30 protein-coding genes are annotated in these 26,351 nt (G+C 67.4%); 19 read left to right on the top strand and 11 right to left on the bottom strand.

The features are described from left to right. Positions 1-178 precede the first annotated feature (178 nt). The gene (locus WDM86_06600; GenBank protein ID MEI9989691.1) at positions 179-919 is read left to right on the top strand and encodes a PhoH family protein; all 741 of its coding nucleotides are present in this window, start codon (positions 179-181) and stop codon (positions 917-919) included. Positions 920-968: 49 nt separating this feature from the next. Here the strand turns inward: WDM86_06600 and WDM86_06595 are convergent, their stop codons facing one another. After that, entirely contained in the window at positions 969-1,244 is a 276-nt protein-coding gene (locus WDM86_06595; GenBank protein ID MEI9989690.1) for a hypothetical protein, read from the bottom strand. 277 nt (positions 1,245-1,521) lie between these two features. On the opposite strand from WDM86_06595, the gene WDM86_06590 reads away from it, so the two are divergent. Beyond that, complete coding sequence (locus WDM86_06590; protein ID MEI9989689.1) at positions 1,522-2,268, top strand: hypothetical protein; 747 nt, start codon at positions 1,522-1,524, stop codon at positions 2,266-2,268. Here WDM86_06590 and WDM86_06585 read toward each other — a convergent pair. Further along, positions 2,265-3,266 (bottom strand): hypothetical protein, encoded by a 1,002-nt coding sequence (locus WDM86_06585; GenBank protein ID MEI9989688.1) that lies wholly within the window; start codon positions 3,264-3,266, stop codon positions 2,265-2,267. The genes WDM86_06590 and WDM86_06585 overlap by 4 nt on opposite strands. A gap of 336 nt (positions 3,267-3,602) precedes the next feature. Here WDM86_06585 and recQ point away from each other — a divergent pair, with 336 nt between their 5' ends. Further along, positions 3,603-5,408 (top strand): DNA helicase RecQ, encoded by a 1,806-nt coding sequence (gene recQ, locus WDM86_06580; protein MEI9989687.1) that lies wholly within the window; start codon positions 3,603-3,605, stop codon positions 5,406-5,408. 6 nt (positions 5,409-5,414) lie between these two features. Here recQ and WDM86_06575 read toward each other — a convergent pair whose 3' ends face one another. Continuing rightward, positions 5,415-5,645, bottom strand: a complete 231-nt coding sequence (locus tag WDM86_06575; protein ID MEI9989686.1) for a DUF3126 family protein — start codon at positions 5,643-5,645, stop codon at positions 5,415-5,417. Positions 5,646-5,749: 104 nt separating this feature from the next. Between WDM86_06575 and WDM86_06570 the strand changes: the two genes are divergently transcribed. Next, positions 5,750-7,009 carry an FAD-binding oxidoreductase gene (locus tag WDM86_06570; protein MEI9989685.1) on the top strand — a complete coding sequence of 420 codons (1,260 nt, stop codon included), beginning with the start codon at positions 5,750-5,752 and terminating at the stop codon, positions 7,007-7,009. Between the two features lie 211 nt (positions 7,010-7,220). On the opposite strand, the gene WDM86_06565 is transcribed toward WDM86_06570, so the two are convergent. The 3 genes from WDM86_06565 to WDM86_06555 form a co-directional block, all read right to left on the bottom strand. Then, positions 7,221-7,472: a hypothetical protein gene (locus WDM86_06565; GenBank protein ID MEI9989684.1), complete on the bottom strand. Its 252-nt coding sequence runs from the start codon at positions 7,470-7,472 to the stop codon at positions 7,221-7,223. Beyond that, complete coding sequence (locus WDM86_06560; protein MEI9989683.1) at positions 7,466-7,654, bottom strand: hypothetical protein; 189 nt, start codon at positions 7,652-7,654, stop codon at positions 7,466-7,468. Before WDM86_06560 ends, WDM86_06565 begins: the two co-directional genes overlap by 7 nt. A gap of 454 nt (positions 7,655-8,108) precedes the next feature. Beyond that, a complete protein-coding gene (locus tag WDM86_06555) occupies positions 8,109-8,663 on the bottom strand; it encodes a hypothetical protein (GenBank protein MEI9989682.1) in 555 nt (184 codons plus the stop codon). A 32-nt stretch (positions 8,664-8,695) separates the two neighbouring features. Between WDM86_06555 and WDM86_06550 the strand changes: the two genes are divergently transcribed. The 3 genes from WDM86_06550 to WDM86_06540 are packed head-to-tail and all read left to right on the top strand — an operon-like array spanning position 8,696 to position 10,388. Continuing rightward, entirely contained in the window at positions 8,696-8,842 is a 147-nt protein-coding gene (locus WDM86_06550; GenBank protein ID MEI9989681.1) for a hypothetical protein, read from the top strand. A gap of 14 nt (positions 8,843-8,856) precedes the next feature. Continuing rightward, positions 8,857-9,930 carry a sulfatase-like hydrolase/transferase gene (locus tag WDM86_06545; GenBank protein ID MEI9989680.1) on the top strand — a complete coding sequence of 358 codons (1,074 nt, stop codon included), beginning with the start codon at positions 8,857-8,859 and terminating at the stop codon, positions 9,928-9,930. After that, positions 9,897-10,388 carry a sulfatase/phosphatase domain-containing protein gene (locus WDM86_06540; GenBank protein ID MEI9989679.1) on the top strand — a complete coding sequence of 164 codons (492 nt, stop codon included), beginning with the start codon at positions 9,897-9,899 and terminating at the stop codon, positions 10,386-10,388. Before WDM86_06545 ends, WDM86_06540 begins: the two co-directional genes overlap by 34 nt. Positions 10,389-10,559: 171 nt before the next feature. Here WDM86_06540 and queE read toward each other — a convergent pair whose 3' ends face one another. Genes queE through WDM86_06525 form a run of 3 tightly spaced genes read right to left on the bottom strand, consistent with a single transcriptional unit; the run spans position 10,560 to position 13,257 of the window. Next, entirely contained in the window at positions 10,560-11,189 is a 630-nt protein-coding gene (gene queE, locus WDM86_06535; GenBank protein MEI9989678.1) for a 7-carboxy-7-deazaguanine synthase, read from the bottom strand. Then, positions 11,186-11,872, bottom strand: a complete 687-nt coding sequence (gene queC / locus WDM86_06530) for a 7-cyano-7-deazaguanine synthase QueC (GenBank protein MEI9989677.1) — start codon at positions 11,870-11,872, stop codon at positions 11,186-11,188. The genes queE and queC overlap by 4 nt, the downstream gene beginning before the upstream one ends. Before the next feature lie 38 nt (positions 11,873-11,910). Further along, on the bottom strand, positions 11,911-13,257 hold the full coding sequence (locus WDM86_06525; GenBank protein MEI9989676.1) for a PAS domain-containing sensor histidine kinase: 1,347 nt from the start codon (positions 13,255-13,257) through the stop codon (positions 11,911-11,913). A gap of 144 nt (positions 13,258-13,401) precedes the next feature. On the opposite strand from WDM86_06525, the gene WDM86_06520 reads away from it, so the two are divergent. The 3 genes from WDM86_06520 to WDM86_06510 all read left to right on the top strand — a co-directional run bounded on the left by WDM86_06520 (position 13,402) and on the right by WDM86_06510 (position 15,371). Continuing rightward, on the top strand, positions 13,402-14,523 hold the full coding sequence (locus WDM86_06520; GenBank protein ID MEI9989675.1) for a beta-ketoacyl-ACP synthase III: 1,122 nt from the start codon (positions 13,402-13,404) through the stop codon (positions 14,521-14,523). A 181-nt stretch (positions 14,524-14,704) separates the two neighbouring features. Continuing rightward, entirely contained in the window at positions 14,705-14,947 is a 243-nt protein-coding gene (locus WDM86_06515) for a hypothetical protein (protein ID MEI9989674.1), read from the top strand. Between the two features lie 40 nt (positions 14,948-14,987). Beyond that, complete coding sequence (locus WDM86_06510; GenBank protein MEI9989673.1) at positions 14,988-15,371, top strand: hypothetical protein; 384 nt, start codon at positions 14,988-14,990, stop codon at positions 15,369-15,371. A 3-nt stretch (positions 15,372-15,374) separates the two neighbouring features. On the opposite strand, the gene WDM86_06505 is transcribed toward WDM86_06510, so the two are convergent. Next, complete coding sequence (locus tag WDM86_06505; GenBank protein ID MEI9989672.1) at positions 15,375-16,244, bottom strand: universal stress protein; 870 nt, start codon at positions 16,242-16,244, stop codon at positions 15,375-15,377. 47 nt (positions 16,245-16,291) lie between these two features. Beyond that, entirely contained in the window at positions 16,292-18,682 is a 2,391-nt protein-coding gene (locus WDM86_06500) for an AAA family ATPase (GenBank protein ID MEI9989671.1), read from the bottom strand. Between the two features lie 133 nt (positions 18,683-18,815). Here WDM86_06500 and WDM86_06495 point away from each other — a divergent pair, with 133 nt between their 5' ends. The 9 genes from WDM86_06495 (at position 18,816) to nadC (ending at position 26,350) form a co-directional block, all read left to right on the top strand. After that, the gene (locus WDM86_06495) at positions 18,816-19,403 is read left to right on the top strand and encodes an HD family hydrolase (protein ID MEI9989670.1); all 588 of its coding nucleotides are present in this window, start codon (positions 18,816-18,818) and stop codon (positions 19,401-19,403) included. Between the two features lie 37 nt (positions 19,404-19,440). Beyond that, positions 19,441-19,959, top strand: coding sequence for a hypothetical protein (locus WDM86_06490; GenBank protein ID MEI9989669.1), 519 nt, complete (start codon positions 19,441-19,443; stop codon positions 19,957-19,959). Further along, positions 19,956-20,915: a hypothetical protein gene (locus tag WDM86_06485; GenBank protein MEI9989668.1), complete on the top strand. Its 960-nt coding sequence runs from the start codon at positions 19,956-19,958 to the stop codon at positions 20,913-20,915. Before WDM86_06490 ends, WDM86_06485 begins: the two co-directional genes overlap by 4 nt. Further along, positions 20,912-21,454 carry a DUF1697 domain-containing protein gene (locus WDM86_06480; protein MEI9989667.1) on the top strand — a complete coding sequence of 181 codons (543 nt, stop codon included), beginning with the start codon at positions 20,912-20,914 and terminating at the stop codon, positions 21,452-21,454. The genes WDM86_06485 and WDM86_06480 overlap by 4 nt, the downstream gene beginning before the upstream one ends. Before the next feature lie 128 nt (positions 21,455-21,582). Next, positions 21,583-22,137, top strand: a complete 555-nt coding sequence (locus WDM86_06475; GenBank protein MEI9989666.1) for a response regulator — start codon at positions 21,583-21,585, stop codon at positions 22,135-22,137. Between the two features lie 16 nt (positions 22,138-22,153). Continuing rightward, positions 22,154-22,681, top strand: coding sequence for a hypothetical protein (locus WDM86_06470; protein ID MEI9989665.1), 528 nt, complete (start codon positions 22,154-22,156; stop codon positions 22,679-22,681). 196 nt (positions 22,682-22,877) lie between these two features. Further along, a complete protein-coding gene (gene nadA / locus WDM86_06465) occupies positions 22,878-23,909 on the top strand; it encodes a quinolinate synthase NadA (GenBank protein ID MEI9989664.1) in 1,032 nt (343 codons plus the stop codon). After that, positions 23,910-25,493 (top strand): L-aspartate oxidase, encoded by a 1,584-nt coding sequence (locus tag WDM86_06460; protein MEI9989663.1) that lies wholly within the window; start codon positions 23,910-23,912, stop codon positions 25,491-25,493. It abuts the gene before it with no gap. Next, positions 25,493-26,350, top strand: a complete 858-nt coding sequence (nadC, locus tag WDM86_06455; GenBank protein ID MEI9989662.1) for a carboxylating nicotinate-nucleotide diphosphorylase — start codon at positions 25,493-25,495, stop codon at positions 26,348-26,350. The genes WDM86_06460 and nadC overlap by 1 nt, the downstream gene beginning before the upstream one ends. Position 26,351 lies beyond the last annotated feature (1 nt).

Below are 26,351 nucleotides of genomic sequence, written 5' to 3'. Positions count from 1 at the left end.
GCCGTCGCACAAACGCTGCTACGCTTTTCTTGTCGGAGCGTGATTCGACATAGAGGGGGCCGGATTTAGTGCAGCTTTGCACTTCATTCCCAAAATACCCGGGCACCGAAGTCCGCCCTTCCACGCACGCCGATATCTCCGTCAACCCAAGTATCTCGTTCCTGACCAGGGAGTCTCCATGGCCAAGCGTTCCGCGCGTTACAAAGCTCGCGACTTTCAGGAATCCGAAAACGTTCACCCCTTCCCTTCCCGCGGCGGCTGGAATCCGCGCGGCGACGACGACGTCCGCGACCGCAAATACGTAAAAAACATCCGCGCGATGAGCGCGACGCAGCAGATCCTGCTCGACGCCATCGAAGAGCGCTCCGTCGTCCTGGCGCTCGGCCCGGCCGGAACCGGCAAGACCTATCTCGCCATCGCCAAAGCCGTTGAAGCGCTCGAAGCCGGGCGCTGCGGCCGCATCGTGCTGTCGCGTCCCGCGGTCGAGGCCGGCGAGAATCTCGGCTTCCTCCCGGGCGATCTCAACGAAAAGCTCGCGCCCTATCTGCGCCCGCTTTACGACGCGCTGACCGAACGGCTCGGCACCAAGCGCCTCAAGGCCCTGCTCGCCGACGGCGTGATCGAGATCGCGCCCGTCGCCTATATGCGCGGCCGCACGCTCAGCGATTGCTATGTCGTGATCGACGAGGCGCAGAACTGCACCTACACCCAGCTCAAGATGCTGCTGACGCGCCTGGGCTGGCGCTCGACCATGGTGCTCACCGGCGACCCCGACCAGACCGACCTGCTGAAAGGCATGTCGGGCCTGGGCGACATCGCCGAGCGGCTGGAACGCGTGCCGGAAATCTCGGTCGTACGCCTCTCCGACGCCGACATCGTGCGCCACCCGCTGGTCGCGGGCATGCTGACGGTGCTCTGAAGCGACAATGCCTGCGAGGTGTCATGGCCGTGGGGCCATGACACCTCGTTCAGACCGACAGCCCGATCTCGATCACGATCATGCCCAGGCCGAAGCTCCAATAGGCGGAGATCGAGGCGGCCAGCCAGAACGCGAAGCTGGAACAATCCTTGGCGCGGAACGAGGTCGCCGCGTTCTCGAACAGCACGTTCGGCCCCGCGATGACCATGACGGCGGCATAGCCGAGCCGGCCGCCCAGCGTCTCCGGCTTCTTGGCGACCATCCGGTAGAGGTTGGCGAGAATGCCCGAGGCGGTGAACCCCGCGAGTGTCGCGAACGCGACCAAAAAGATATCCCGATACAATCTTCGCCCCAGTGGAACCGCCAGGAGCGACGGATGCAGGCACCGTGCCTCGCGATTGACGCCGAATTGCGCATCCGCTGTGCCATTTCGATGCGTCCGACTGCGGAACAGCGGTTCCGGATAATGCGCCATGCGGCGCGGCTTCCGCGCCACGCCGCGAAACAATTTGGCGCAGGCCGCGCCGCACCCGACGGATCGTTGCGACCTCTATGTTAAGGATAGCCGGCACGACTCGTCCGAGTCGGGCCTGGACTTGAAGATGACGTATTCCGATACCGACGGCACGATCCGCAAACGCTCCGGCTGGCTGATCCCACTGGGCGTCTTCCTGGTGACGGCGGCGCTGTCGGCGCTGGTGCTGCTCTACTATCTCGCCCCGACGGCGCCGAATTTCCTGGAGGAACAGGTCGCGCCGACCTCGCGCGGCGATCTCATCGCCCTGCGCGTCCACGATCTGAAGCTCTGGGTTCCCGCCAACTACCTGCAGTTCGAAAGCGCCCGCCAGGGCGGCACGCGCAAGGACCTCGCTCTGTTCGCGATCCTTCCCGACATGGCCGGCTGGTCGAATTGGGAGGCATCCAACTTCACCGCCAACACGCCGGACTCGCCGGTGGTCTTCCTGCTGATCCGCGAGGAGCAGCTGAACCTGACCGAGGCCGATAGGCTGTCGCGCATCTACAGCGCCTATATTTCCAATCCGCGCGGCACGCCGGGGCCGTTCGGGCTGACGCAGTATACGTTCCGCGAAGATTCCGGCTATCGCAACCAGGACCTGTTCGTCGGCCAGACGCCGGAAGGGCTGCAGGTGCTGCGCTGCGACCGCCTGTCCCCGGAAGTCCCGAGCCCGAGCTGCCTGCGCGACCGGCCGATCGCGCATGCCGTGGCGCTGTCCTATCGCTTCAAGCGCGAGCATCTGGCGCGCTGGCAGGAGATCGGCCAGGGCGTCGACCGGCTGATCGAGCAATTCGAGAAACCGCCCAAGCCGCAGGCCGCGGCGGAGCCTTAGCCGCGTCCGTAAAGCTGGTTCAAGGAGCGGCGGCGCGGGATGAACCCTTCCAGCGCGGTCGCGATGGCAGGCTGCACGACGATTGCCGCGACACCCGCCAATGCGAACATCGCCGCCAGCACGGCGGCCGAGCCGTGCAGCACGATCCAAGGCAGAAGGACCACCACCGAAACCGCCGCCGCGAAATAGGGCGATGCGCCGAGCTCCTCCAGCGCGCGCAGCCGCGCCACGCCGGATTCGTCGCCGGCCGCCAGGAAGCGCCGCCGCGCGGACATGAGCGCCAGCATCGGCATATAGGCCGCGCTCGATGCCGTCACGATCTCGACGAACGCCGCCGGCGAAATACGACCGAGAGCCTGACTCCACAGCCAAAGGATCAGCAGGACGAACGCAGCGAGCGCCGCCGTCGCGGCCAGCGCCTCGCGCCAGTCCCGGCCTGCCGCGAAAGCGAACAGGAAGACACCCAAGGTCGACGCGCCCCAGAACGCGGGCTTAGCGATCCATGCGCCGTGCGCGAGGAACGGCGCGACGCCGAACCATCCGAGCACGGCCATCACGATCGCGATGCCGGTTATGCTCAAGGCCCAGCGCGGTTCGACGATTGCGGTTGGCGTGCGCAACAGGTGCTCGCGCCGCTCCCGCACGCGGTTCGCCGCCGTGAAGAAGCCTTCGCCGAACGGAAGAACCGACGCGCCGAATGCCGTGACGAGGACGCCGAAGACAGTGCTTGCAAGAAGCACGCACGCGGCATCCAGGGCGAGCGCCGGTTCGCCGCGAAACAGCCACGCAGCCAGCACGGCCGCGCCCGCGACCGCGGCCAGCAGCGTGGGCGCGAACAGCCGCGCGAGCGACAGCGTCGCGGCGTCTTCCGCGCCCTCGACCAGTATGCGGCGCACGATCTCGCCGCCGGCCAGCGCCGCCGCGACGCTGCCCACGCCGTAGACCGCCAGCAAATCGCCCGGCGCCAGGTGCCGCGCGAAGGCGCCCGCCGCGATCATCCCCAAAGCCGGGGCGATGGCCGCGATGCCCGCCAGGCCGGCGTGACGAAAATGAACGAAGCCGACACCCGTCGCGAGCGCGAAGGACGCCGCGCCTAAGGCCAACGCCTCGCGCGGCAGGGCAAGGCCTCGCAGGCCGGCAACACCGCCCGCCGCCGCGACCAGGACAAGCAAGACCAGAATCGCCCAGCGCATGCGGAACGCAAAGGTCAGGATCGCCAAGGCTGCTCCGTGCGGCGCGGGTCGCGATGCGGCATGGCGCCATGATCGCACTCGCGCACAACCCGCTCAAGCGCGCCGATTGCGCGCGCCCCGCGCCTCGGGCAGGTTCGCGCCATGAATTTCCACAGCGTCGATTCCAAGCGGCAAGTCCTGAAGGACGTGTTCGGCTACGAGGCGTTCCGCCCCGGGCAGGAAGCGGCGATGGACGCGCTTCTGGCCGGCCGCAACGTCTTGACCGTGATGCCGACCGGCTCGGGCAAGTCGCTGTGCTTCCAGGTGCCGGCGCTGGTCAGGGGCGGGCTGACCGTCGTGGTCTCGCCGCTCGTCGCGCTGATGCAGGACCAGGTCTCGGCGCTGCGCCTGGCCGGAGTCGCGGCGGATTCGATCAATTCGGCGCAGGCGCGCGAGGCCAATGTCGCGGCGTGGCGCCGCGCCGCCGCGGGCGAGACCCGCCTGCTCTATCTGGCGCCCGAGCGGCTGATGACCGAGCGCATGCTGGAGGCGCTGGCGAAGCTCGACGTCCGCCTCATCGCCATCGACGAGGCGCATTGCATCTCGCAATGGGGCCCGGCCTTCCGGCCCGAATACGAGGCCCTTTCACGCTTGCGTGAAATCTTCCCCCGCGTGCCGATCGCGGCGCTGACCGCCACCGCCGACGACGCGACCCGCGCCGACGTGGTGGCCAAGCTGTTCGGCGGCGACGCGGAGCAGGTCGTGCTCGGCTTCGACCGGCCGAATATCCGCCTCGCCGTCGAGCCCAAGCGCGAGAGCACCGCGCAATTGCTGCGCTTCCTCGAACGGCATCGCGGCCAGAGCGGCATCGTCTATTGCCTGTCGCGCAAGAAAACCGACGCCACCGCGGAGATGCTGAACAAGCACGGCATCCGCGCCCTCGCCTATCACGCCGGCATGGAGAAGGAGGCGCGCGAGGCGAACCAGAACCTGTTCATGACCGAGCCCGCCATCGTGATGGTCGCGACCATTGCCTTCGGCATGGGCATCGACAAATCCGACGTGCGCTTCGTGTTCCACGCCGATTTGCCCGGCAGCGTCGAGGCTTATTACCAGGAGATCGGCCGCGCCGGCCGCGACGGCGCCGAGGCCGAGGCGCATATGCTGTTCGGGCTGGGCGACATCCGCATGCGGCGGATGTTCATCGACCAGGAGGAAGCCGGCGAGGATCGCCGCCGCCGCGAGCACCAGCGGCTGAACGCCCTGATCGGCTATTGCGAGGCCACGACCTGCCGCCGCCAGATCCTGCTGCACTATTTCGGCGAGACCGCCGAGCCGTGCGGCAATTGCGATATCTGCCGCGAGCCGGGCGCGCTGATCGACGCGACGGCGCCGGCGCGGCTCGCGCTCGAGGCCGTGCGCCAGACCGGCGAGCGCTATGGCGCGGTGCATATCGCCAATGTGCTGCGCGGCATGGCGGGCGACAAGGTCGCCAGCAGCGGCCACGATAGGCTCGCCGCCTTCGGCAGCGGCGCGGCGCAGAGCCAGGCGGAATGGCAGACCATCCTGCGCCAGCTTGTGGCCGGCGGTTTCCTGGCTCTCGATATCGCCGGCTATGGCGGGCTCACCCTGGCGGACAAGGGCCGCGCTTTGCTGCGCGGCGAAGGGACGTTTCATCATCGTCCGGCGCCGCCCCGCGCGCCGGCCAAGCGCTCGATCCGCGCCATCGCCGCGGCCCAGTCGGACGACGCCGACGCGCCGCTGCTGGCGGCGCTCAAGGATCTGCGCCTGCGCCTCGCCAAGCAGCGCCGCGTGCCGGCCTATGCGATCTTCCCCGACCGCACGCTCCAGGACATGGTCGAACGCCGTCCGCAAACGACGGCCGAGTTCGCCGAGGTCAACGGCGTCGGCGCGAAGAAGCTGCAGGAGTTCGGGGAAGTGTTCCTGAAGGTGATACGGGGAGAGTAGATTCTCCTACGTCCGGCTCGACGGCGCTTCCGGCAAATCCATTTCCAGGATCGCCATGTTGAAGGCATAGGACGTCTCGCCGTCCTCCTCGTCCTTGAAGATCACGCCGATGAATTCGCCGGCGACCTGCACCTCGACCGAATCCGCCTGCTTGGGCCGCTCCACGATGGTGATCGTGTCCAGGCGGAACAGGTTGCGCAGGTATTTCTCGAGGCGCCAGATTTCGCTGCGGGTCAACGGTGTCTCCGGAGAAGATTGGGAAGGCCCAACTTGCACGCGTGCCGGGCCCGGTCAAGGCCCGAACTTGACCGCGCACCCCAGGCGCGCGCAAGCACGCGGCCATGAGCGCGCAACCCCAAGGCTATTATGCCGCCAGCGCCGCCGCCGCCGCGCCGCGCGCCCCGCTGGCGGGCGATATCGGCGCCGATGTCTGCGTCGTGGGCGGCGGCTATACCGGCCTCTCCGCCGCGCTCCATGCCGCGCGGGCCGGCGCCAAGGTTGTGCTCGTCGAAGCCGAGACGATCGGCTTCGCGGCCTCGGGACGCAATGGCGGACAGATTCATCCCGGCCACCGCAAGGACCAGGCGGAACTCGAACGCTGGCTCGGCGAAAGCCAGGCGCGCGATCTGTGGCGGCTGAGCGAGGAGGCTCGCGCCCTCGTCTTCGATCTCGCGTGCGAAGGCTGCGACCTGAAGCGCGGCCTCGTCATCGCCGCGCACAATGCAAGCGCCGCTCGCCATCTCGCCGAAGACGCGGCCCATATCGAAGCGCGTTACGGCTATCGCGAATTGCGCATGCTGGACCGCGTCGAGACAGCGGCGACGCTTGGCACGACGGCCTATCCCGCCGCGCGGTTCGACGGCGGCGGCGGACATCTTCATCCGCTCAAATTCGCGCGGCGGCTCGCGGCGCTGGCATCGGACGCCGGCGCGGTTCTGTATGAAGACAGCCCCGCCCTCGCCATCGCGCGCGACGACGGCGTGGTCGAGACAGCCTATGGACGGGTTCGCGCCGACCATGTGGTGCTGGCCTGCGACGCCTTCAGCGACGCGCTGGCGCCCGAGCTCGCGCCCTATATCGCGCATGTCGAGAGCTTCCTCATCGCCACCGCGCCGCTCGGCGCGATTGAGCGCGAGCATCCTTCCCAGCGATCTCGCGGTCGCCGATACGCGCCATGTGCTCGACTATTACCGCAAGAGCGCCGACGGCCGTCTGATCTTCGCCGGGCGCGAGAGCTATTGGAATCCGCCTTCCGATATCGTCGCGATGGTTCGTCCGCGCATGCTGAAGGTGTTTCCGGCCCTGGCGGACACCGCCATCGACTATGGCTGGCGCGGCACGGTCGGCATCACGCGCACGCGCATGCCGCATTTTCGGGCGCCTCGGATCGCGCGTCCTGTTCGGTCACGGCTATTCCGGCCATGGCGTCGCGCTATCGGTCCTGGGCGGCAAGGCGCTGGCGGAGGCGGCGCTGGGACGGCCGGAACGTTTCGACATCCTGGCGTGTGTGGCCGCCGCGCAAATTCCCCGGCGGGCCGCTGCTGCGCAAGCCGATGGTCACGGCGGCGCTGACGCTGTTGAAGTGGGCCGACTTGTTTTGAACCCGAGCTAACGCCGCGAATCAGTATTTGCACGCGGACGCCGCGGAGAAACGCGGAGCTCCTGGTTCATTTTGTTTGAACTGCACTATTTAAAGAGGGGCGTCATCGCCCGCTTCATGCGGGCGATCCAATTTGGCCCCACGAAAAATGGATTGCCCGGACGAGCCGGGCAATGACGATTTTCGTGTTGGCACCTCAAACTGAACCGAGCCTAAACGCTCCGCGTTCTCCGCGACTCCGCGTGAATCGCCTTCAGCCGCTCTTGTCCTGGTCGTATTCGATGACCTGGTTCATCTCGTGCGGACGGGCGGTCGCCGGCGGCGCAGTTGGTCAGCCGGGCCGGTACGCCGACCGCGGTGCAGCCGGGGGGCACGGGCTTCAGCACCACGCTTCCCGCGCCGATGCGCGAATACTCGCCGATCTCGATATTGCCGAGGATCTTGGCGCCGAGCGAAATCAGCACGCCGCGGCGCACCTTGGGATGGCGGTCGCCCGATCCTTGCCGGTGCCGCCGAGCGTCACGCCCTGCATGATGGAGACGTCGTCCTCCACCACCGCCGTCTCGCCGATCACCACACCGGTGGCGTGGTCGATCATGATGCCCTTGCCCATCTTCGCGGCGGGATGGATGTCGACCCCGAACATCTCCGAAATGCCGACGTCTGGAAATAGCGCGCCATGGCGCGGCGGTTCTGGTGCCACAGCCAATGGGCGATGCGGTGGCATTCCAGCGCCTGGAAGCCCTTGTAGAACAGCAGCGCCTCGATATGCGCCTTGCAGGCCGGGTCGCGGTCGAACACCGCCGCGAGAGGTCGGCGCGCACCGCGTCGCCGATTTCCCGGATCGGCGGTCATCGCCTCCTCGAAGATTCTCGCGCGTCATCATCGGCGAGAGGTCTTCCGACCCGATCTTCTTGGCCAGGTGATAGGAGACCGCGTTCTCCAGCCGATCGTGCTTAAGCACGGCGCCGTGCACGAAGCTGGCCAGCGCCGCTCGCGCTCGGCCAGGGTTTCCGCCTGCTCCCGCAAGGCGTGCCAGATCGGATCGCAGGTGGCGATTTTCTCGCGTTTGACGGCCATTTCGCTCCCGAAGCGCCGCCTTATAGCAGCCGACGCGGGTTTGTGACAAAAGAACGCGTCAGATGCGCGAACGTCCCCTCAAGGCTCGCCCCCGACCCTTCCTGACCTAAGATAGGGTGCTGCCGCACGCCGCCAACCCCTTGCCCTCGCATAGGCCCGATATGGATTCCGCAACGCCCGCCCTCAACCGTCCCGCCCCCAATGCCATCGACCTGCTGCTGTCGCGCCGTTCCGGCTCGGCCAAGACCATGACGGGACCGGGGCCTTCGCCCGAGCAGCTCGAAACGATCCTGACCGCCGCCGCGCGGGTGCCGGATCACGGCAAGCTGTTCCCCTGGCGCTTCATCGTGTTCGAGGGCGAAGCCCGCCGCCGCATGGGTGAACTCCTGGCGGCGAGCCTGCTCGAAACCGAGCCGGCGGGGCAGGAACGTCTCGATCTGGAGCGCCACCGCTTCCTGCGCGCGCCGGTCGTGGTGGCCGTGGTCAGCCGCGTGCGCGAGGCGATCCCGATTCCGGAATGGGAGCAGGTGCTGTCCGCCGGCGCGGTGTGCCAGAACATGCTGATCGCGGCGCACGCGATGGGCTTCGTCGCCAACTGGCTGACCGAATGGTGCGCCTTCCACCTGGCGTACGCGACCGGCTCGGGCTCAAATCCGGCGAGCGCATCGCTGGGTATGTCTATATCGGCCAGCCGGCGCAACCGCTCGAGGAACGCGTGCGGCCCGACCTGGCGAAGATCGTCACGCGGTTCTAGCAATCGGACACGACATGGGCCGCAAAATCCTTTTCATCACCACCGACCAGATGCGCTTCGACGCCATCGGCGCCAACGGGCAGAAGATCGCGCGCACGCCGCATATCGACGCGCTGGCCAGGGCCGGGATCAACTATACGCGCTGCCACGCGCAGAACGTCGTCTGCATGCCGGCGCGCGCCACGATGATCACCGGGCAATACGTCACCACCCACGGCGTGTGGATGAACGGCGTGCCGCTGCCGCAGGACGCGCCCTCGGTGGCGCGGCTCTTGAAGGACAAGAAGAACTATCGCACCGCGCTGATCGGCAAGGCGCATTTCGAGCCCTTCCTCGATCTGATGGGGAAATTCCCCGAGAACCGCATGGGCCGCGAAGGCACGTTCGGCCCGCATCGCGGCTTCGATCACATGGAGCTGGCGGCGCATGGCGCGCGCGGGCCGCTGCACTACGCGCAATGGCTGATGAAGACGCATCCCGAGGTGCTGGACAATTTCTATCCGGTGCTCGGCATGGACCTGCACCAGAATTCGTTCGGCGCCGGCGACACGGGCGCCGTGCAGGTGAAACGCAATGCGACGCCGCGCGGGCTCTATCACACCGACTGGGTCGCCGACCGCACCATCGCCTATCTCGACTCGCTCGCGCCCGACGAGGACTGGTTCGTGTGGATGAGCTTCCCCGATCCGCATCATCCCTGGGACCCGCCGCAAAGCGAGCTCGGCCGCCACAACTGGCGCGACCTGTCCGTGCCTGAAGGCTATCCCGGCAGCGCGGAAAAGATTGACGCGATTCTCTCCGGCAAGCCGCACCACTGGCGCGACTGGTGGACCGGCAAGCGGATGACCTGCTTCGAGGCGCCGCCGGCCTGGGTGCCGTCGAGCCTGACCACCGACCAGCTCCGCGAGATCGATGCGATGACGCACATCAAGAACGAGCTGATCGACGAGGCGGTCGGCCGCGTCATGGGCCGCGTCGCCGCGCGCGGCTGGGACGGCGACACCGACGTGATCTTCTCCACCGACCATGGCGAGTTCCAGGGCGATTCGGCCTGTTGTTCAAGGGCCCGCACCATGTCGACAGCCTGATGCGGCTGCCGCTGATCTGGCGTCCGGCGCCGAACGCGACGGTGGCGCCCGCGAGTTTTGCAGCGCCCGTCGGCCAGGTCGATTTCGCGCCGACCTTCTGCGAGATCGCCGGCATCGAGACGCCGGACTGGATGGAAGGCACCGCCCGGCCCCGCGACACGGCGGCCGCCGCGAAGCGCGAAGCGGTGTTCACCGAATGGGACAGCGAGTTCGAAGGCGTCTCGGTGTCGCTGCGCACGCTGTATCGCGACGGCTGGACGATCACGGCCTATGGCAAGACCTCGATCTATGAAGGCGACGAGGGCGAACTCTACGATCTCAAGAATGATCCGAGGCAGTGGCGCAATCTGTGGAACGAGCCGTCGGCCGCCGCGACGAAGCGCGACCTGCTGGACGATCTGCGTGAGCGCACGCCGAAGGGCGACACACGGCGGCGCAAGGTCGAGGCGTCGGTCTAGCATCCTGGCTCAGACGCTTACACAACACGATGTCATCCGCCGCGAGTTCGTAGCGACAGCGTACGAACGGCGGACCCAGGTGAAATCCTGCATCGCATGCGTCAACTGGGTGCCCCGCATTCGCGGGGCATGACACCTTGTTTGATTTTGGCGAGCGCCCGATCGGGGCGTCTAACGAATTCCGATCAGCTTGTGGGTCTGCAGGCTCAAGCGCCATTGCGGATGCGCCAGGCAATACGCGGTCGCCGCCTGCGTGTTCGTGGCGCGCGCCGCGTCGTCCATCGGCTGAAGGAAGAAGTTCGCGAAGGCGAGACCGGCATAGCGTTCCGGCTCGGCGCCCTCCTGCGGATAGATCAGCTTCAATTCATTGCCGCGCGTCAGCACAAGATCGGCGCGCGCCTTGGGGCTGACGCAGATCCAGTCGATCCCCACCGGCGGCTCCTGCGTGCCGTTGGTCTCGATGCCGATCTCGAAGCCCTTCGCGTGCAGCGCCGCGATGGCGGCCTCGTCGAGCTGCAAGAGCGGCTCGCCGCCGGTGCAGACGACATAGGGCTTACCGCCGCCCGGCCATTTTTCGGCGACTGCATCGGCCAGCGCCTCGGCGTCCGCGAACTTTCCGCCCCCCGGCCCGTCGGTCCCCACGAAATCGGTGTCGCAGAAGCGGCATTGCGCCGTGGCGCGGTCGCGCTCCAATCCGCTCCACAGATTGCAGCCGGCGAAGCGCAGGAACACCGCCGCGCGCCCGGCCTGCGCGCCTTCGCCCTGCAGCGTGTAGTAGATCTCCTTGACGGAGTACGTCATGCCGCGCGGTACTTTTCGTAGCCCTTCGCGCGCAGCTCGCAGGCCGGACAGGTGCCGCAGCCCTTGCCCCAATCGTGCGGCGCCGGATTGCCCTCATAGCAGGTGACCGTCTCGCGCACGATCAGCTCGATCAGGGCCGCGCCGCCGAGCTCTTCCGCCAGCTTCCACGTCGCCGCCTTGTCGAGCCACATCAGCGGCGTGTGCACCCGCGTGTCGCGCGCCAGCCCCAGCGATAGCGACCGCGCCATCGCCTTTATCGTCTCGTCGCGGCAATCGGGATAGCCGGAGAAATCGGTCTCGCACATGCCGCCGACCAGATCAGCGATACCGCGCCGATAGGCGAGCGCCGCCGCCGCCGTCAGGAACATCAGATTGCGTCCCGGCACGAAGGTCGTCGGCAACCCGTTCGCGCCCATCTCGATCTTCATGTCATCGGTCAGCGCCGTGCCGCCGATCGTGCGCAGCGTGTCGATGGGCAGTAGATGATCCGCGCCGAGCCGCCCCGCCCATTGCGGAAAGCGCGCGATCGCCTCGCGCAGCACCGGCCGCGCATCGAGTTCCACGCGGTGGCGCTGGCCGTAGTCGAACCCAACCGTCTCGACCAGTTCGAAATGGGAGAGCGCCCAGGCGAGGCAGGTCGTCGAATCCTGTCCGCCGGAAAAGAGTACCAGAGCCGTTTTCATCCGCGGCTTTTAGCGCCCCGCGCCCGCCAAGGCGAGAGCTAGCTCGCCAGCGCCAGCGTGAGCGTCCGCGCCGGCGGCAGCGCGATGGTCACCGTCGTTCCGGCGCCGACCGCGCTCTCGATGGCGAGCGTTCCGCCATGCAGCTCGACCAGGGATTTGGTGATGGCGAGGCCCAGACCCGCCCCCTCGAAGCGCCGCGCCAGGCTGCCGTCGAGCTGGCGAAACGGCTCCAAAGCGGCCGCGATCTTGCCGCGGTCCATGCCGATGCCGGTGTCGCGCACCGCCAGGCAGATCCCGCCGCCGGCGTCCTGCCACGCCTTCAGCACGATCCGGCCGCCCTCCGGCGTGAATTTCAGGGCGTTGCTCAAGAGATTGGCGAGGCTCTGGCGCAGGCGCTGGGGGTCGGCGTCCACCTGGGGCAATCCGGCGGCGATTTCGATGGCGACTTCGCGGCGATCCTCGGTGGCGATGCGGGCCAGCGCCACCGCTTCCTCCGCCAGCGCCGCGACCGCGCAGGGCCGCGCGTTCAGCGTGATCGCGCCGCCGGACAGCCGCGCCACGTCCAGCACATCGGAAATGATCGCCAGGAGCCGCGTGCCGCTGGCATGGATGTCGCTGGCATAGGCGCGGTAGCGCCGCGGTTGGATCGGACCCAGCACCTCGTCCTTGATGATCTCGGAAAAGCCGAGCACGGCGTTGAGGGGCGTCTTCAGTTCATGGCTCATCGCCGCCAGGAAGGCGCTCTTGGCGCGGCTCGCCTCCTCGGCTTCGGCGAGCGCCTTGCGCAGGGCGCGCTGCGCGGCATAGCGCGCCGTGACGTCCTCGACCGTGCCTTCGTAGCAGACGATGCGTCCGGTCCAATCGCGCACCGCCCGCGCATTCTCCGAGATCCAGATCGTCGCGCCGTCGCGTCGGCGGATTTCCGATTCGAAGGCGCTCACCTGGTCGTCGGCATGCATCAGCGCCTGGAACTGCGCGCGCCGCGACGGATCGACATAGAGCTGGTCGGCGATGTTGGTCAGGCCGGCCTTCAGCGCCGCGACGCTGCCATAGCCGTAGATGCGAGCGAGCGCCGGGTTGGCGTCGATATAGCGCCCGTCCGGCGTGGTGCGGAAAATGCCCTCGAGTGCATGCTCGAAGAAGGCGCGATAGCTCGATTCCGCCGTGAGCAGCCGCTCGTCGCTGCGCTCCGCTAGCCGGGTGAGAAAGTACACCGCGCCGCCGAGCAGCGCGAAAACCACAAGGCCCGCGATCGCTTCGCCGGCCGGTGCCCGCAACGCCGCGGCCGCCATCACCGCGCCCAGGCTGAACGCCAGCAGCGCGCCGGCGAGTCCCGGGCGGGTCTCGCGCGCAACCGTCCTGCTCGCCGTCCAGGCCAAATCCACGCCGCCCCGCACCCGCTACACCACAATGGGTTGAATTCTTAGGCGGAATGTCTGAACGCCGGGTTTATCAGTTGGTGAATTGCTTGCCTTTGACCGCTCCCTGCGCCAGCTTCAACCGGCAGGTATTTCAAAGGGATGGCACGCGTGACGACGCTCGCCGTAAGCGGCACCGGCCTATACACGCCGCCCAATTCGATCTCGAACGACGAGTTGGTGACGGCCTTTAATACTTATGTACGAAATACAAACGCGGCCAATGCGCAGGCCATCGCCGCCGGCACGGCGACGGCGCTGGTTGAATCCTCCGCCGAGTTCATCGTCAAGGCGTCCGGCATCCAGGCGCGCTATGTCGTCGACAAGGCGGGCATCCTCGATCCCGACATCATGTGCCCGCGCATTCCCGAGCGGCCGAACGATCAGAACTCCCTCCTGGCCGAGATGGCGGTGAGCGCGGCGCGCGACGCGCTGAAGGCCGCCGACCGCGTGCCGGCCGACATCGACGGCGTCCTGGTCGGCGCCTCCAACATGCAGCGGGCCTATCCGGCCATGGCGGTCGAGGTGCAGGACGCGCTCGGCATCGACGGTTTCGGCTTCGACATGAACGTCGCCTGCTCGTCGGCGACCTTCGCGCTCCAGGCCGCCGCCGACATGGTCGCGGCCGGCCATGCCCGCGCGATCCTGGTGTGCAATCCGGAGATCTGTTCGGGCCATCTCAACTTCCGCGACCGCGACAGCCATTTCATCTTCGGCGACGTGGCGACCGCCTTCGTCGTCGAGCGCAGCCAGACCGCGCAGGGCGGCAATGCGTGGGAAATCCTCGCGACGCGGCTGAAGACCAAGTTCTCCAACAACATCCGCAACAATTTCGGATTCCTGAACCGCGCCGCGCCCGAGGGCATCGGCAAGCCGGACAAGCTCTTCGTCCAGGAGGGCCGCAAGGTGTTCAAGGAAGTCGTGCCGATGGTGTCGGAGCTTATCACCGGCCATTTGGCCCAGAACGGCATCGCGCCGGCGGCGCTGAAGCGGCTATGGCTGCACCAGGCCAATCTCGGCATGAACGAGATGATCGCGCGGCGCGTGCTGGGCCGCGATCCCGTGCCCGGCGAGGCGCCGAACATCCTGGACGAATACGCCAACACCAGCTCGGCGGGTTCGGTGATTGCCTTCCACAAATACAGCGCCGATCTGAAAAAAGGCGACATCGGCCTGCTCTGCTCGTTCGGCGCGGGCTATTCGGCGGGCAGTGTAATCCTGCGAAAGCTGTAGGGTCGACCATCACCTCCCCCTTTGTCGGGAGGTCGAAAATCGCGAAGCGACTTTCGGGTGGGGAAGGTGCCGGGGCGGAGAGAAAAGTCCCCCAGACAAAAAGCGTTTCGTGTGTGCTATCGCCGCTAGATGTTCGCCGGCCTCATCACAAGAGAGGGGCTTGAAAATAAGGAATTGGAAAATGACAAATAAATCGGTGCCCTCGGACCGAGCGCGAAAACAGGCAGCAAAAAGATACTTTGATGCCAAGAGGGTCAAGCGCGCCAGCGGTGGCTTGCTATATCGCAGCGTGGTTGACGTGCACACAAAATCGTCGCTCAAGGACCTAAAGGATGAGGCTCAAGATCGAGGCTTCCATGTACTTCGGATCGACAAAAGCTATGTGATTATCTGCGGCAAACCAGAAATCGAAGTAATTTGCTAGACGGCGCGGATGTGCTGATCCTCGACAGAAAGGGCAGGAAATGAACTGGAAACGCGGTCTTTTCCGAGCCTGGATAGTTCTCTCGGCGCTGGGGATTTTGATTGTTGGCTATATGCAAAACGTGCCGCTTGCGATGCATGCGATTTACATTGGTGCGCCAAGCGCCGTTGAATATCAGCTGGCTCTAAAGCCATCCGGTGATTGGGCCGGTTGTTATTTTGCTCGACAAGACCATCTAGTACCAGGCAATCCAAACGATTGTGGTCCAGAGCCAAAAGGCGTTCCGCGCCCGCAAATGACTAGGGACGTCGCTGTCGCGTCGCTGATTACTTTCGCTGAAGAGGCACTGTCTGGCATACTTCTTTTGGGGATGGTATTTTTGGGGATCACTTGGACGATCGGGGGCTTTCGCGACTTGTCCTGACGGTTAATGCACCAAAAACAACGGCAGCGCCGCATGGCTCACCACGTGCCGCGTCACGCCGGCGAAGAACATCTCGCGCAGGCGGCTGTGGCCGTAGCCGCCGGCGACCAGCATTCCCGCCCCGCCCTTCGACGCCTCTTCGAGCAGCACGTCGCCCACCACGCGCGTGCCGGCATCGATCGCGCGCTCGCTGGCGTCGATGCCGCGCAGCTTCAGATAGGTCTTCAGCTCGCTCGCGTCGATCGCATCCTCCTTGCCGCGCTTGACGCAGAGGATCTCCACCGACGCGGCGCATTTGAGGAAGGGCAGCGCCGCGGTCACCGCATGGGCCGAGGCCACGCTGTCGTTCCAGGCGAGCGCGATCTTGTTGTGGCAGAAGCTCGCTGGCGCGGCATGGGCGCTGATCAGGACCGGCCGCCCGGTTTCCAGCAGCGTCGCCTCGAACGCCTCGGTCAGGCCGGGGCGGTCGTCCTCCTTGAGCGCGCCGAACACGACGAGATCGGACAGCCGCGCCGCCAGCGTCACCTGGTCGGCGAAGTTGCCGGTGACTTCCTTGAACGACGCGCTGGGCGCGTCACGCAGTTCCGGCGCCGCCGTGATCGCAGCCCCCGCCTCGGCCGCCGCGGCCCGCAGCGTGGCCTGCGCCTTGGCGCTCGCCTCGTCGGAGGCTTTCGTCGTCGCCTCGGCGATTTCCTGCATCACAACGGTCGAGACGCTCTCGCCGTAGAACGGCATCGCGTCCATGGCATCGGGCCGCACGAACAGCGCGGCGACATGGGCGTGGAACGGCTGGGCGGCGGCGAAGGCGCTGGCCAGCACCGCCGCATCGCGCGACCCACCCGTGAGCGGGGCCAGGATTTTCACGAACGTCATGGATGCCTCCGGTGCGCCTTGGAACGCGCGATCGCCGAACAGCGTTCCTAAATCCGCCACCAGCCGTCAAGGTGCACCGGCTTCAGAAGGCGCGGGCGGGAGAAATCGACCAGCCGCTCCTGGACCTTGCGGTTGAAGCTGCGGCGCGGAAAAGCGCCGTCGCGGCGCCGCGAGCCGGGCGTCATGCCGGTGAGGACGCCGATCGCCTCGTCCACCGTCTCGACCGCGTAGACCGCGAAGTTGCCCAGCCGGGCCGCCTCGACCACGTCCTCGCGCAGCATCAGCGTCACGACATTGGCCGCAGGGATGATCACGCCGTGATGCCCGCCAAGGCCGCGCGCCGCGCAGATGTCGAAGAAGCCCTCGATCTTCTCGTTGGCGCCGCCGATCGGCTGCATCTGGCCGTGCTGGTTGATCGAGCCGGTGATGGCGATCGACTGGCGCACCGGCACCTGCGCGATCGCCGACAGGATCGCAATCAGTTCGGCGGCGCTGGCGCTGTCGCCGTCGATCGGCCCGTAGGATTGCTCGAAGGCGACGCTGGCATGGATCGACAACGGCCGGCCGGTGGCATAGGCGCCGCTGAGATAGCCCGACAGGATCTGCACGCCCTTGACGTGGCTGGGGCCGCTGAACTTGGCGACGCGCTCGATATCGACGATGCGGCCCTCGCCCGGCGCCACTTGCGCCGTGATGCGCGCCGGCATGCCGAAGGCGAAGCCGGCGGCGCTCAGCACGGTGAGGCCGTTCACCTGCCCGGCCTTCTCGCCCTCGGTGTCGATGAACAGGATGCGCCGCTGCACCAATTCGTGCTCCAGCGCCTTGAGCCGGCCGGAGCGGTCGTCGCGCGCCGCGACGGCAGCGGCGATATCCTCCGCGCCGATCAGGCTCATGCCCGACAGCGCCGCATAGTGATCGGCCTCGCGCACCAGGTCGGCGAGGCGGCCGGTGCGCACGCTGATCTTCTCGGCATCGCCGGCCTGGCGCGCCGCCTCGTCGATCAGCCGCGCCGCGCCGGAGCGGTCGAGCTGTTTCAATCCTTCGGTCCGCGCCATCGACGCCATGGCGGCGATGAGGCCGGCGCAGTTCTCGTCGTTGCGCAGCGCGGTCGCGGAGAAATCCGCCTGGACCTTGAACAGGTCGGCGAATTCCGGATCGATCTGGCCGAGCCGCTGATAGACCCAGGCCTCGCCGAACAAGACGATCTTGACGTCCAGCGCCACCGGCTCGGGCTGGATGGTCACCGACGAGGCGCGGTCGTGGATCTCCGACAGGCTCTCGATCTTCACCTTGCGCGTCGTCAGCGCCCGTTTCAGCGCCTCCCAGGAGACGTCCTGCCGCGCCAGGTCCAGCGCGTCGATCAGCAGGAACCCGCCATTGGCGTGGTGCAGCGCGCCGGCCTTGATGTGGCGGAAATCGGTGACGACGGTCATCATCACCGTCACATGCTCGACCTTGCCGACCAGTTGCGTCAGCGACGGCAAGCCGAGCGTGACGACCGGCGCGCCCGTCGCGCTCGCATTGTCGACGATCAGATTGACCTCGTAGCGGTGAATCGGCACGGCCTCGCGCCGCTCCTCGCCGCGCGCCAGCGCCTGCAGCGCCTCGATCTGGCCCAGCACGTCCTTGTAGATCGCCGCCAGATGGGCATGTGCCTCGCGGTGCTGGGTGAAGTGCTGCGCCAAGGGCGCGACGAGGGCGCCGATCGCGTGTTCGCCGAGCTGGCGCTCCAGCGCCTTGATCTTCTCCACCGCGGCGAGGCGCAGGGCTTCGAGGCGCTCCATGGTCTTTTCGAGCGTGCCGCGCAGCAGGCGGGTCTCTTCGGCGAGCCGCTCGCGTTCCGCCTTGGACAAAGCGCGGTAGTCGTCCTCCGACATCGCCAGCCCGTCGCGGGTTGGGCGGAAGTCGAAGCCGCGGTCGCGTTCGACCAGGGCCAGTCCCTGGGCCTCGGCGTCGCGGCGCAGCCGGTCGATCGCCGCCTCGGCGGCATCGTGGAAATCCTGCTCCAGCGCGGAGCGGCGCTTGCGGTAGTCCTCGCCCTCGAACAAACGCGGCATGCAGGTCTTCAGGCCAGCGACGAACTCGGCCAGCGCCGCCTTGAAGCGTACCCCATCTCCCGCCGCGAAGCGCAGGGCGCGCGGCCGGTGCGGCTGTTCAAAATTGAACACATAGGCGATGTCGGGTGCCGCCGGCATGGCGGCGGCCAGCCGCTCCAGCGCCCGGCGCACGGAATTGCGCTTGCCCGACCCTTGCGGGCCGGTGACGAAGAGATTGAACCCCGGCTGGGCCATCCCGGCGCCGAAATTGAGCGCCCGCATGGCGCGGTCCTGCCCGACCGGCCCTATGGGCTCGGGCAGGCCGGCCGTGCTCTCGAAGGGCAGCCGGTCCGGATCGGTGACCAGCCGCAGCCTCTCCGCCCCCAGGGGCTTCACGCTCATCCGTCTTCCCCGCGCAGCCAGAGGACCGCACCTTTTCGGCACGGCTTCGGCTCGTTGCCAGGGGAGCAAAGCAAGGCTCGCGCCGGGGGGCCGGTTTGGTTAAACCCTCACCCTTCGAATCGACGGAAACCGGATGGCCAAGGACAAACCCCGCGCCTGGCAGCGCATGCTGAGCGGCCGCCGCCTGGACCTGCTCGACCCGTCCCCGGTGGACGTGGAGATCGAGGACATCGCCCATGGCCTGGCCCGGGTCGCGCGCTGGAACGGCCAGACCAAGGGCGAGCATGCCTTCTCGGTCGCCCAGCATTGCGTCCTGGTGGAGCGGATCACCTCCGAGCTTCGGCCGGGCCTGACCCGGGAAACCCGCCTGATGGCCCTCCTGCACGACGCGCCGGAGTATGTTATCGGTGACCTCATTTCGCCGTTCAAGGTTGTAATCGGCACGAATTACAAGGCCTTGGAGTTGAAACTTCAGAGCGCGATTCACCTGCGCTTCGGGCTGCCGGCGACGCTTCCGGCGGTCCTGACAAAGCTCTTCAAAAAGGCCGACCTGATCGCGGCCTATTTCGAAGCCACCCAGCTCGCCGGCTTCGAGCTGGAGGTCGCCCGCAAGATCTTCGTCGTGCCGCCGCCCTCGGTGCGCACCCCCAAGCTGGTGCCCCTCCCGACCGCCGAGGCGCAAGCCCAATTTCTGGACAGGTTCAAGAAGCTGGCAGCTTAGCCTTCCTCCTGTCGCTTTCCTCGGCTAGCAAGAGGACATGTCCCGCATCCTGGTCACGCCGCTTTCCGCCGTCGAGGACGTCATCCGGGTTCACCGGCCGTCCCACATCGTGACGCTGCTCTCGCCGGACCACATGATCGAGACCCCGGCGGGCTTCCCGCGGGAGCGCCATCTGCGCCTGGGCATGAACGACGTGGTCGACGCCGCCGCCGGCGACACCCCGCCCGAACAGACCCATGTCGAGGAGCTGCTCTCTTTCGCCCGCACCTGGCCGGCGGAGGACCCGATGCTGGTCCATTGCTGGGCCGGGATCAGCCGGTCCATGGCGGCGACCTATATCGTCCTGTGCGACCGGCTCGGCCGCGGCAGCGAGCTCTATGCCGCCAAGGCGATCCGCAGCCGCGCGCCGCACGCCTATCCCAATGCCCTGCTCGTGCGCCATGCCGACGAGCTGCTCGGCCGCCAGGGCCGCATGGTCGAGGCGATCAAGAGCATCGGCGCCGGCAAGATGGTCGCGGAAGGAGACGTGGTCGAATTCCCCCTGGTGGGCCTGTGAGCGCGATCGCCGAGCATGTCGTCAGTATCGGCCTGTCGGCCGCCATCGTTTCGGTCGCCGACGAGCGGCCCTGCGTCCTGGTCGTGCAGCATCCCGGCGCCGAGGACGCCCTGCCCTTCGGCCCGTTCGATCCCTTGAACCACCGCACGCTGGACAGCGGCTTGCGCCGCTGGGTCGGCGAGCAGACCAAGCTCGAACTCGGCTATGCCGAGCAGCTCTACACCTTCGGCGACCGCGGCCGTCACCTGCCCAAGCCCGACGAGGGCGCGCGCGTCGTGTCGGTCGGCTATCTCGCGCTGACGCGCCAGGCCGGCGAGCGCAAGAGCCCCGACACGCAATGGAGCGACTGGTATCGCTATTTCCCCTGGGAGGATTGGCGCGACGCCAAGCCGGCGCTGATCGATACCATCATCGTCCCGGCGCTGCGGCAGTTCGCCAAGGCGGCCGCCAACAACGAGATCGCGGAGCTGCGGCGCGAACGGATCCGGCTGTGCTTCGGCATCGACGGCCTCGCCTGGGACGAGGAGAAGGTGCTCGAACGCTATGAGCTTCTCTATGAAGCCGGTCTTGTCCACGAAGCGATGCGCGACGGCCGCAAGCCGGCGGTGGCCCTGCCGGCGCTGGGCACCAGCATGATGTTCGACCATCGCCGCATCCTGGCGACCGCCATCGCGCGGCTGCGCGGCAAGATGAAATACCGCCCCGTCGTGTTCGAACTGATGCCGCCCAGCTTCACGCTGCTCGAACTGCAGCGCACGGTCGAGGCGATCTCCGGCATCCGCCTGCACAAGCAGAATTTCCGCCGCCTGATGGAGGGCCAGGGCCTTGTCGAGGGCACCGGCAAATTCGCGAGCCAAGCGCGCGGCCGTCCCGCCGAATTGTTCCGCTTCCGCCGCGAGGTGCTGCGCGAGCGTCCCGCCCCCGGCGTGCGCCTGGGCGCGCGCAAGGCGTCATGAGCGTCCAGATCGCCCTGCTCCGCGCGGTGAATGTCGGCGGCACGGCGGTCCTGCCGATGGCCAATCTGCGCGCCGCGGTCGAGAAGGCCGGATTCAAGGACGTCCGCACGCTCCTGCAAAGCGGCAATCTGGTGTTCGACGCCGGCGCGCTGGCGCCCGCCGCGACGGAAAAGAAGCTCGAAGCCTTGTGCGCGAAGGCGTTCGGCCTGACCTCCGACATCCATGTGCGGACGCCGAAGGATCTCGCCGCGCTGGTCGCGGCAAATCCCTTCGCCAAGGAGGCCAGGGCCGACGGGGCCCGCGTCCATGTCCTGTTCCTGCGCGAGGCGCCGACGGCGGCGGCCTTCGAGGCGCTCCAGGCGGCCATCAAGGGGCGCGAGGTCGTGCGCGCCGGCGGGCGGCAGGCCTACATGTTCTATCCCGACGGCATGGGTCAGTCGAAGCTGACGCCGGCGGTGCTCGCGCGCCATCTGGGCATGCCGGGGACGGCGCGGAATTGGAACACCGTGCTCAAGCTGGCCGCGATGGCGCCAGGCTGATGCGCCTCGTTACTACCCAAAGTGGGTACGCATCCTTAATTCAACGACCGGTACTTACACGTCGTTAACCAATCCGCTCTAGGCTCTGCCCGCTTTCAAGTGCGATCACGGCCCCGGGGCGGCTCAGCATGGCACAATCTCGCCTGAACCTGCGTAGTGTCACGACGATTCTGATAGACAGCGACCACTTCACGCGTGGGCTCGTCGCGCAGATGTTTCGCGGCTTCGGCATGGACTCGCCCAAGGTGTGCGAGACCGGCGCGCAGGCCAAGCATCACCTCACCCATCACTACGCCGATCTCATCGTGGTCGAAGGCGCGCTGCCCGACATGACGAGCGCCGACTTCATCCGCTGGATCCGGCGCCAGGAGAAAAGCCCCTTCCGCTTCGTGCCGGTGATCGTGATGAGCGGCTATACCCAGCTTCGCCTCGTCGCGTCGGCGCGCGACGCGGGCGCCAATCTCGTCGTCAAGAAACCGCTTTCTCCTGCGGCGCTGTTCGACCGCATCAGCTGGATCGCGCGCAATTCGCGGCCCTTCATCGAAGCGGGAGAATTCACCGGCCCCGATCGCCGTTTTAGGGATCTGCCGCCGCTGGACGGCACCTACAAGCGCGATACCGACAACCAGGCTTCGGACGACGACACTGTCGCCGAACAGCAGAACGTCAATTCCGCGGCCTGAAAGGAGCGGCAAGATCATGGCCAAAGCAAAGAAGAAGGTGTTCTTCCCCACCATAAGGCTCGCCGAACTCGCGGCGCGCCCCGGCGGCTTGCTGCGCGACGATGCGGTCGACGCCGCGGCCCGGAGCCTGGAATCGATGCGCGCGGAGGCCGACGGCGCGATCCGCGCCGCGATCGCCGCGATGGAAGAGATCGCCTTCGACGCCGGCCGCGGCCTGGACGCCGAGCGGATCTCGGCCGTCCTCAAGCACGCCGACCAGGTCGTCACGCTGGCCGGGATGTTCGGCTATGCCGCGCTAGACACCGCCGCGCGCAGCCTGTGCGACCTGGCCGACGGTCTGCTGCGTGCCGGCTTGCATGATCGCGCGCCCATCGCGGTGCATGTCCAGACCATGCACCTGCTCGCGCCCGGCACGATGGCGCTGTCGGCCGGACACACCACCCAGATGCTGGCCGAGCTCGCCAAGGTCACCGATCACTTCAAATTCGGATCGCTGGCGGAAGCCGCGGGCCAGGACGAGTTCGTCGCCGCCGCCGCGCCATAGCCGCCCATGCCAGGCTTCCGTTCGGCCGCCGCCCCCTCGGAAAGGCGGAATTCCCGGCTTTTTCCAAGTCGCTTGACAGCTTTATGCTCAGATGTAGCATAACTGACAAGAAAGACCGGCCCTTGAAGGCCGGTCTTTTTGCCCTACATATATGCTCAAGTTGAGCATTAATAGCGGCAGAATTGGGAGACGCAAAATGGGTGTCGAACTGGCCTATACCGCAGCCGTCGCACGGGCGACCGAACCGCTGTACCGCAAAGTCAGCCATGTCATTCCGGAAATCGAATGGCCGGTGTTCGCGCCGGTGATCGCGGAGATCAACCGCCTCAAGCGCGAGCGGAACGCGGTGATCCTCGGACACAATTACATGACGCCGGAGATTTTCCACTGCGTCTCCGACTTCGTCGGCGACAGCCTGGCGCTGGCGCGCGAGGCGGCGCGCACCGATGCCAAGGTGATCGTCCAGGCCGGCGTGCATTTCATGGCCGAGACCTCGAAGATCCTTTCGCCGGACAAGACCGTGCTCATCCCCGATCCGCGCGCCGGCTGCTCGCTGGCCGCCTCGATCACCGGCGCCGATGTGCGCCTGCTCAGGCAGAAATATCCCGGCCTGCCGGTGGTGACCTATGTGAACACCTCCGCCGACGTGAAGGCGGAGAGCGACGTGTGCTGTACCTCGTCCAACGCGGTCGCGGTGGTCGAGGAGATCGCCCGCGAATTCGGCACCGACACCGTGATCATGATCCCCGACAAGTACCTGGCGCAGAACGTCGCCAACCTGACGGGCGTGAAGGTCATCACCTGGGAAGGCGCCTGCGAGGTGCATGAGCGCTTCACCGCCGCCGAGATCCGCGACTACCGCAAGGCGCATCCCGGCATCGTGGTGCTGGCCCATCCCGAATGCCCGCCGGAAGTCGTCGCCGAAGCCGACTTCGCCGGCTCGACCGCCGCGCTGATCGACTATGTCGGCAGCTACCGGCCCAAGAGCGTGGTGATGGTCACCGAATGCTCGATGAGCGACAACGTCGCGGCGGAATATCCCGACATCGAATTCGTGCGGCCGTGCAATCTGTGCCCGCACATGAAGCGCATCACGCTCGACAAGATCCTGCACGCGCTGCAGACCATGACGGTCGAGGTGACGGTCGATCCGGTCATCGCGCACCGTGCCAAACGCGCCATCGACCGCATGCTGGCGGTCAAGCTTCCGGTCAAGAAAGCCGCTTAAATGGCCCACAACATCGACAGCGTCATTGCCTGCAAGGGCGCGCTCATCCTGGGCGCCGGCATCGCCGGATTGTTCACCGCGCTCAAGCTCGCGCCGTTTCCCGTCACCGTGCTGGCCGGCACGCGGCCCGGTCTGTCCGGTTCGAGCGCCTGGGCCCAGGGCGGCATCGCCGCGGCGATGGGCGCCGACGATAGCTGGCAGAGCCACGCCGCCGATACGCTGGCGGCCGGCGCCGGCCTCTGCGACCCCGCCATCGCGGCGCTGGTGGCACGCGAAGCGCCGGAGCGGATCGAGGACCTGCTCGCCTATGGCGCGCCGTTCGACCGCAAGGCGGACGGCACGCTGGCGCTCGGCCGCGAGGCGGCGCATGCCCGCAACCGCATCGTGCATGTCAAAGGCGACCGCGCCGGCGCGGAAATCTCGCGCACGCTCGCCGAGCGCGCGCTGGCGACGCCGTCGATCACGCTGCGCGAGGGCTTCCACGCCGTCGAACTGGCGGTCGAGGACGGCCGCGTCACCGGCCTGTTCGCCCGTACCGGCTATGGCCCGCACACCCGCCTCGTCCTGTTCCGCGCCCCAGCCATCGTGTTCGCGACCGGCGGCGTCGGCGCACTCTATGCCGTGACGACCAACCCGCTGGAATCGCGCGGCGAAGGCCTCGGCATGGCGGCGCGCGCTGGTGCGATCATCGCCGATCCGGAATTCGTCCAGTTCCATCCGACCGCCATCGACATCGGCAAGGACCCCGCGCCACTGGCGACCGAGGCGCTGCGCGGCGAAGGCGCGATCCTGGTGGACGAAACCGGCCGCCGCTTCATGCCCGACGTGCATCCCGACGCCGAGCTGGCGCCGCGCGATGTCGTCGCCCGCGCCCTGCATCGCGAGCGCGCCGCCGGCCACAAGACCTATCTCGATTGCACCAAGGCGATCGGCGCCAGCTTCGCGCAGCGCTTCCCGACCGTCTACGGCGCCTGCATCGCCGCCGGCATCGATCCGGCGACGCGGCCGATCCCCGTCGCGCCGGCCGCGCACTATCACATGGGCGGCGTCGCCAGCGACGCGCGCGCCCGCTCCTCGCTCGACGGCCTGTGGGTCGTGGGCGAGTGCGCCGCGACCGGCCTGCACGGCGCCAACCGGCTCGCCTCCAATTCGCTGCTCGAAGCCATCGTGTTCGGCGCCCGCGCCGCCGACGACATCGCGGCGACCGTTCTGGCGCAGCCGGGCCGCGGCAACCCGCCGGCGCCCGAGCGCTTCGCCTCGCCCGCGCCGCCGCATGTGCTGCGCGATGCGATGACGCGTCATGTCGGCCTGGAGCGCGACGCGGCGGGCCTGCGCGAAGCGCTCGCGGTGATCGGCCAGGTCGAGCGTGCCGGCGGCAGCGAGCCCGCTTTGCTCAACATGACCTCGGCGGCGCGTCTGGTGACGGCGGCGGCGTTGGCCCGGCACGAAAGCCGCGGCGGCCACTACCGCACCGACTATCCCGCGACCGACGCCGCGCCCAAGCGCACCTTCATGACGCTGGCCGATGCCGAGCGCATCGATACCGAACGGGCCGGCCAGCAGTCCATCCGCGCCGCCGTCTGATGATCGCCCTGCCCTTCGCACGCACGCCGCACGCGCTGCTGGTCGAGCCCATCGTGCGCCATGCGCTCGAAGAGGATTTGGGCCGCGCCGGCGACATCACCAGCGAATTGACGGTTCCCGCCGACACCCAAGCGACGGCGAAGCTCGTGGCGCGCAAGCCGGGCACCATCGCGGGACTGATCGCGGCGCGGATCGCCTTTCGGTTCGCCGATCCCTCTCTTTCGTTCGAGGTCCGCGCGCCCGACGGATCGACGGTGGAGGCCGGAACGGTCGTCGCGGTCATATCCGGTCCGGCGCGCGGCGTGCTGACCGGCGAGCGCGTCGCGCTGAATTTCACCGGCCATCTTTCCGGCGTCGCCACCGCGACGCGGGCGCTGGTCGACGCGGTCGCGGGCACCAAAGCGCGCATCGTCTGCACCCGCAAGACGACGCCCGGCCTGCGCGTGCTGGAGAAATACGCGGTGCGCTGCGGCGGCGGCTTCAACCACCGCTTCGGCCTCGACGACGCGGTGCTGATCAAGGACAACCATCTCGTCGCCGCCGGCGGCATCAAGCCCGCCATCGAACGCGTGCGCGCCGGCCTCGGCCACATGGCGAGGATCGAACTCGAAGTGGACAGTCTCGCCCAACTCGAAGAAGCTCTGTCGCTGGGCGTCGACACCATCCTGCTCGACAACATGACGCCCGATACGCTTCGCCAGGCCGTCGCGCTGGCCAAGGGCCGCGCGACATTGGAAGCCTCCGGCAACGTCACGCTCGCCACCGTCCGCGCCATCGCGGAAACCGGCATCGACTACATCTCCTCCGGGGCGATCACGCATAGCGCGCCGAACCTCGACGTGGCGCTCGACTTCTAGA

The organism is Rhizomicrobium sp. (assembly GCA_037200045.1).
Lineage (GTDB): Bacteria > Pseudomonadota > Alphaproteobacteria > Micropepsales > Micropepsaceae > Rhizomicrobium.
The sequence above is the reverse complement of the archived record's forward strand: the minus strand, read 5'-3'. Positions and strand labels throughout refer to the sequence as shown.

Excerpts from the sequence above, each read along its gene's own strand:
- WDM86_06495 (MEI9989670.1), top strand. The coding sequence starts at position 18,816 with ATGGCCAAGGACAAACCCCGCGCCTGGCAGCGCATGCTGAGCGGCCGC.
- WDM86_06505 (MEI9989672.1), bottom strand. The coding sequence starts at position 16,244 with ATGACGTTCGTGAAAATCCTGGCCCCGCTCACGGGTGGGTCGCGCGAT.
- WDM86_06500 (MEI9989671.1), bottom strand. The coding sequence starts at position 18,682 with ATGAGCGTGAAGCCCCTGGGGGCGGAGAGGCTGCGGCTGGTCACCGAT.
- WDM86_06475 (MEI9989666.1), top strand. The coding sequence starts at position 21,583 with ATGGCACAATCTCGCCTGAACCTGCGTAGTGTCACGACGATTCTGATA.
- queE (MEI9989678.1), bottom strand. The coding sequence starts at position 11,189 with ATGACGTACTCCGTCAAGGAGATCTACTACACGCTGCAGGGCGAAGGC.
- nadC (MEI9989662.1), top strand. The coding sequence starts at position 25,493 with ATGATCGCCCTGCCCTTCGCACGCACGCCGCACGCGCTGCTGGTCGAG.
- WDM86_06550 (MEI9989681.1), top strand. The coding sequence starts at position 8,696 with ATGGTGCGCCTTCCACCTGGCGTACGCGACCGGCTCGGGCTCAAATCC.
- WDM86_06560 (MEI9989683.1), bottom strand. The coding sequence starts at position 7,654 with ATGTTCGGGGTCGACATCCATCCCGCCGCGAAGATGGGCAAGGGCATC.
- recQ (MEI9989687.1), top strand. The coding sequence starts at position 3,603 with ATGAATTTCCACAGCGTCGATTCCAAGCGGCAAGTCCTGAAGGACGTG.
- queC (MEI9989677.1), bottom strand. The coding sequence starts at position 11,872 with ATGAAAACGGCTCTGGTACTCTTTTCCGGCGGACAGGATTCGACGACC.
- WDM86_06515 (MEI9989674.1), top strand. The coding sequence starts at position 14,705 with ATGACAAATAAATCGGTGCCCTCGGACCGAGCGCGAAAACAGGCAGCA.
- WDM86_06480 (MEI9989667.1), top strand. The coding sequence starts at position 20,912 with ATGAGCGTCCAGATCGCCCTGCTCCGCGCGGTGAATGTCGGCGGCACG.
- WDM86_06545 (MEI9989680.1), top strand. The coding sequence starts at position 8,857 with ATGGGCCGCAAAATCCTTTTCATCACCACCGACCAGATGCGCTTCGAC.
- WDM86_06600 (MEI9989691.1), top strand. The coding sequence starts at position 179 with ATGGCCAAGCGTTCCGCGCGTTACAAAGCTCGCGACTTTCAGGAATCC.
- WDM86_06510 (MEI9989673.1), top strand. The coding sequence starts at position 14,988 with ATGAACTGGAAACGCGGTCTTTTCCGAGCCTGGATAGTTCTCTCGGCG.
- WDM86_06460 (MEI9989663.1), top strand. The coding sequence starts at position 23,910 with ATGGCCCACAACATCGACAGCGTCATTGCCTGCAAGGGCGCGCTCATC.
- WDM86_06585 (MEI9989688.1), bottom strand. The coding sequence starts at position 3,266 with ATGATCGCGGCGGGCGCCTTCGCGCGGCACCTGGCGCCGGGCGATTTG.
- WDM86_06470 (MEI9989665.1), top strand. The coding sequence starts at position 22,154 with ATGGCCAAAGCAAAGAAGAAGGTGTTCTTCCCCACCATAAGGCTCGCC.
- nadA (MEI9989664.1), top strand. The coding sequence starts at position 22,878 with ATGGGTGTCGAACTGGCCTATACCGCAGCCGTCGCACGGGCGACCGAA.
- WDM86_06490 (MEI9989669.1), top strand. The coding sequence starts at position 19,441 with ATGTCCCGCATCCTGGTCACGCCGCTTTCCGCCGTCGAGGACGTCATC.
- WDM86_06570 (MEI9989685.1), top strand. The coding sequence starts at position 5,750 with ATGAGCGCGCAACCCCAAGGCTATTATGCCGCCAGCGCCGCCGCCGCC.
- WDM86_06590 (MEI9989689.1), top strand. The coding sequence starts at position 1,522 with ATGACGTATTCCGATACCGACGGCACGATCCGCAAACGCTCCGGCTGG.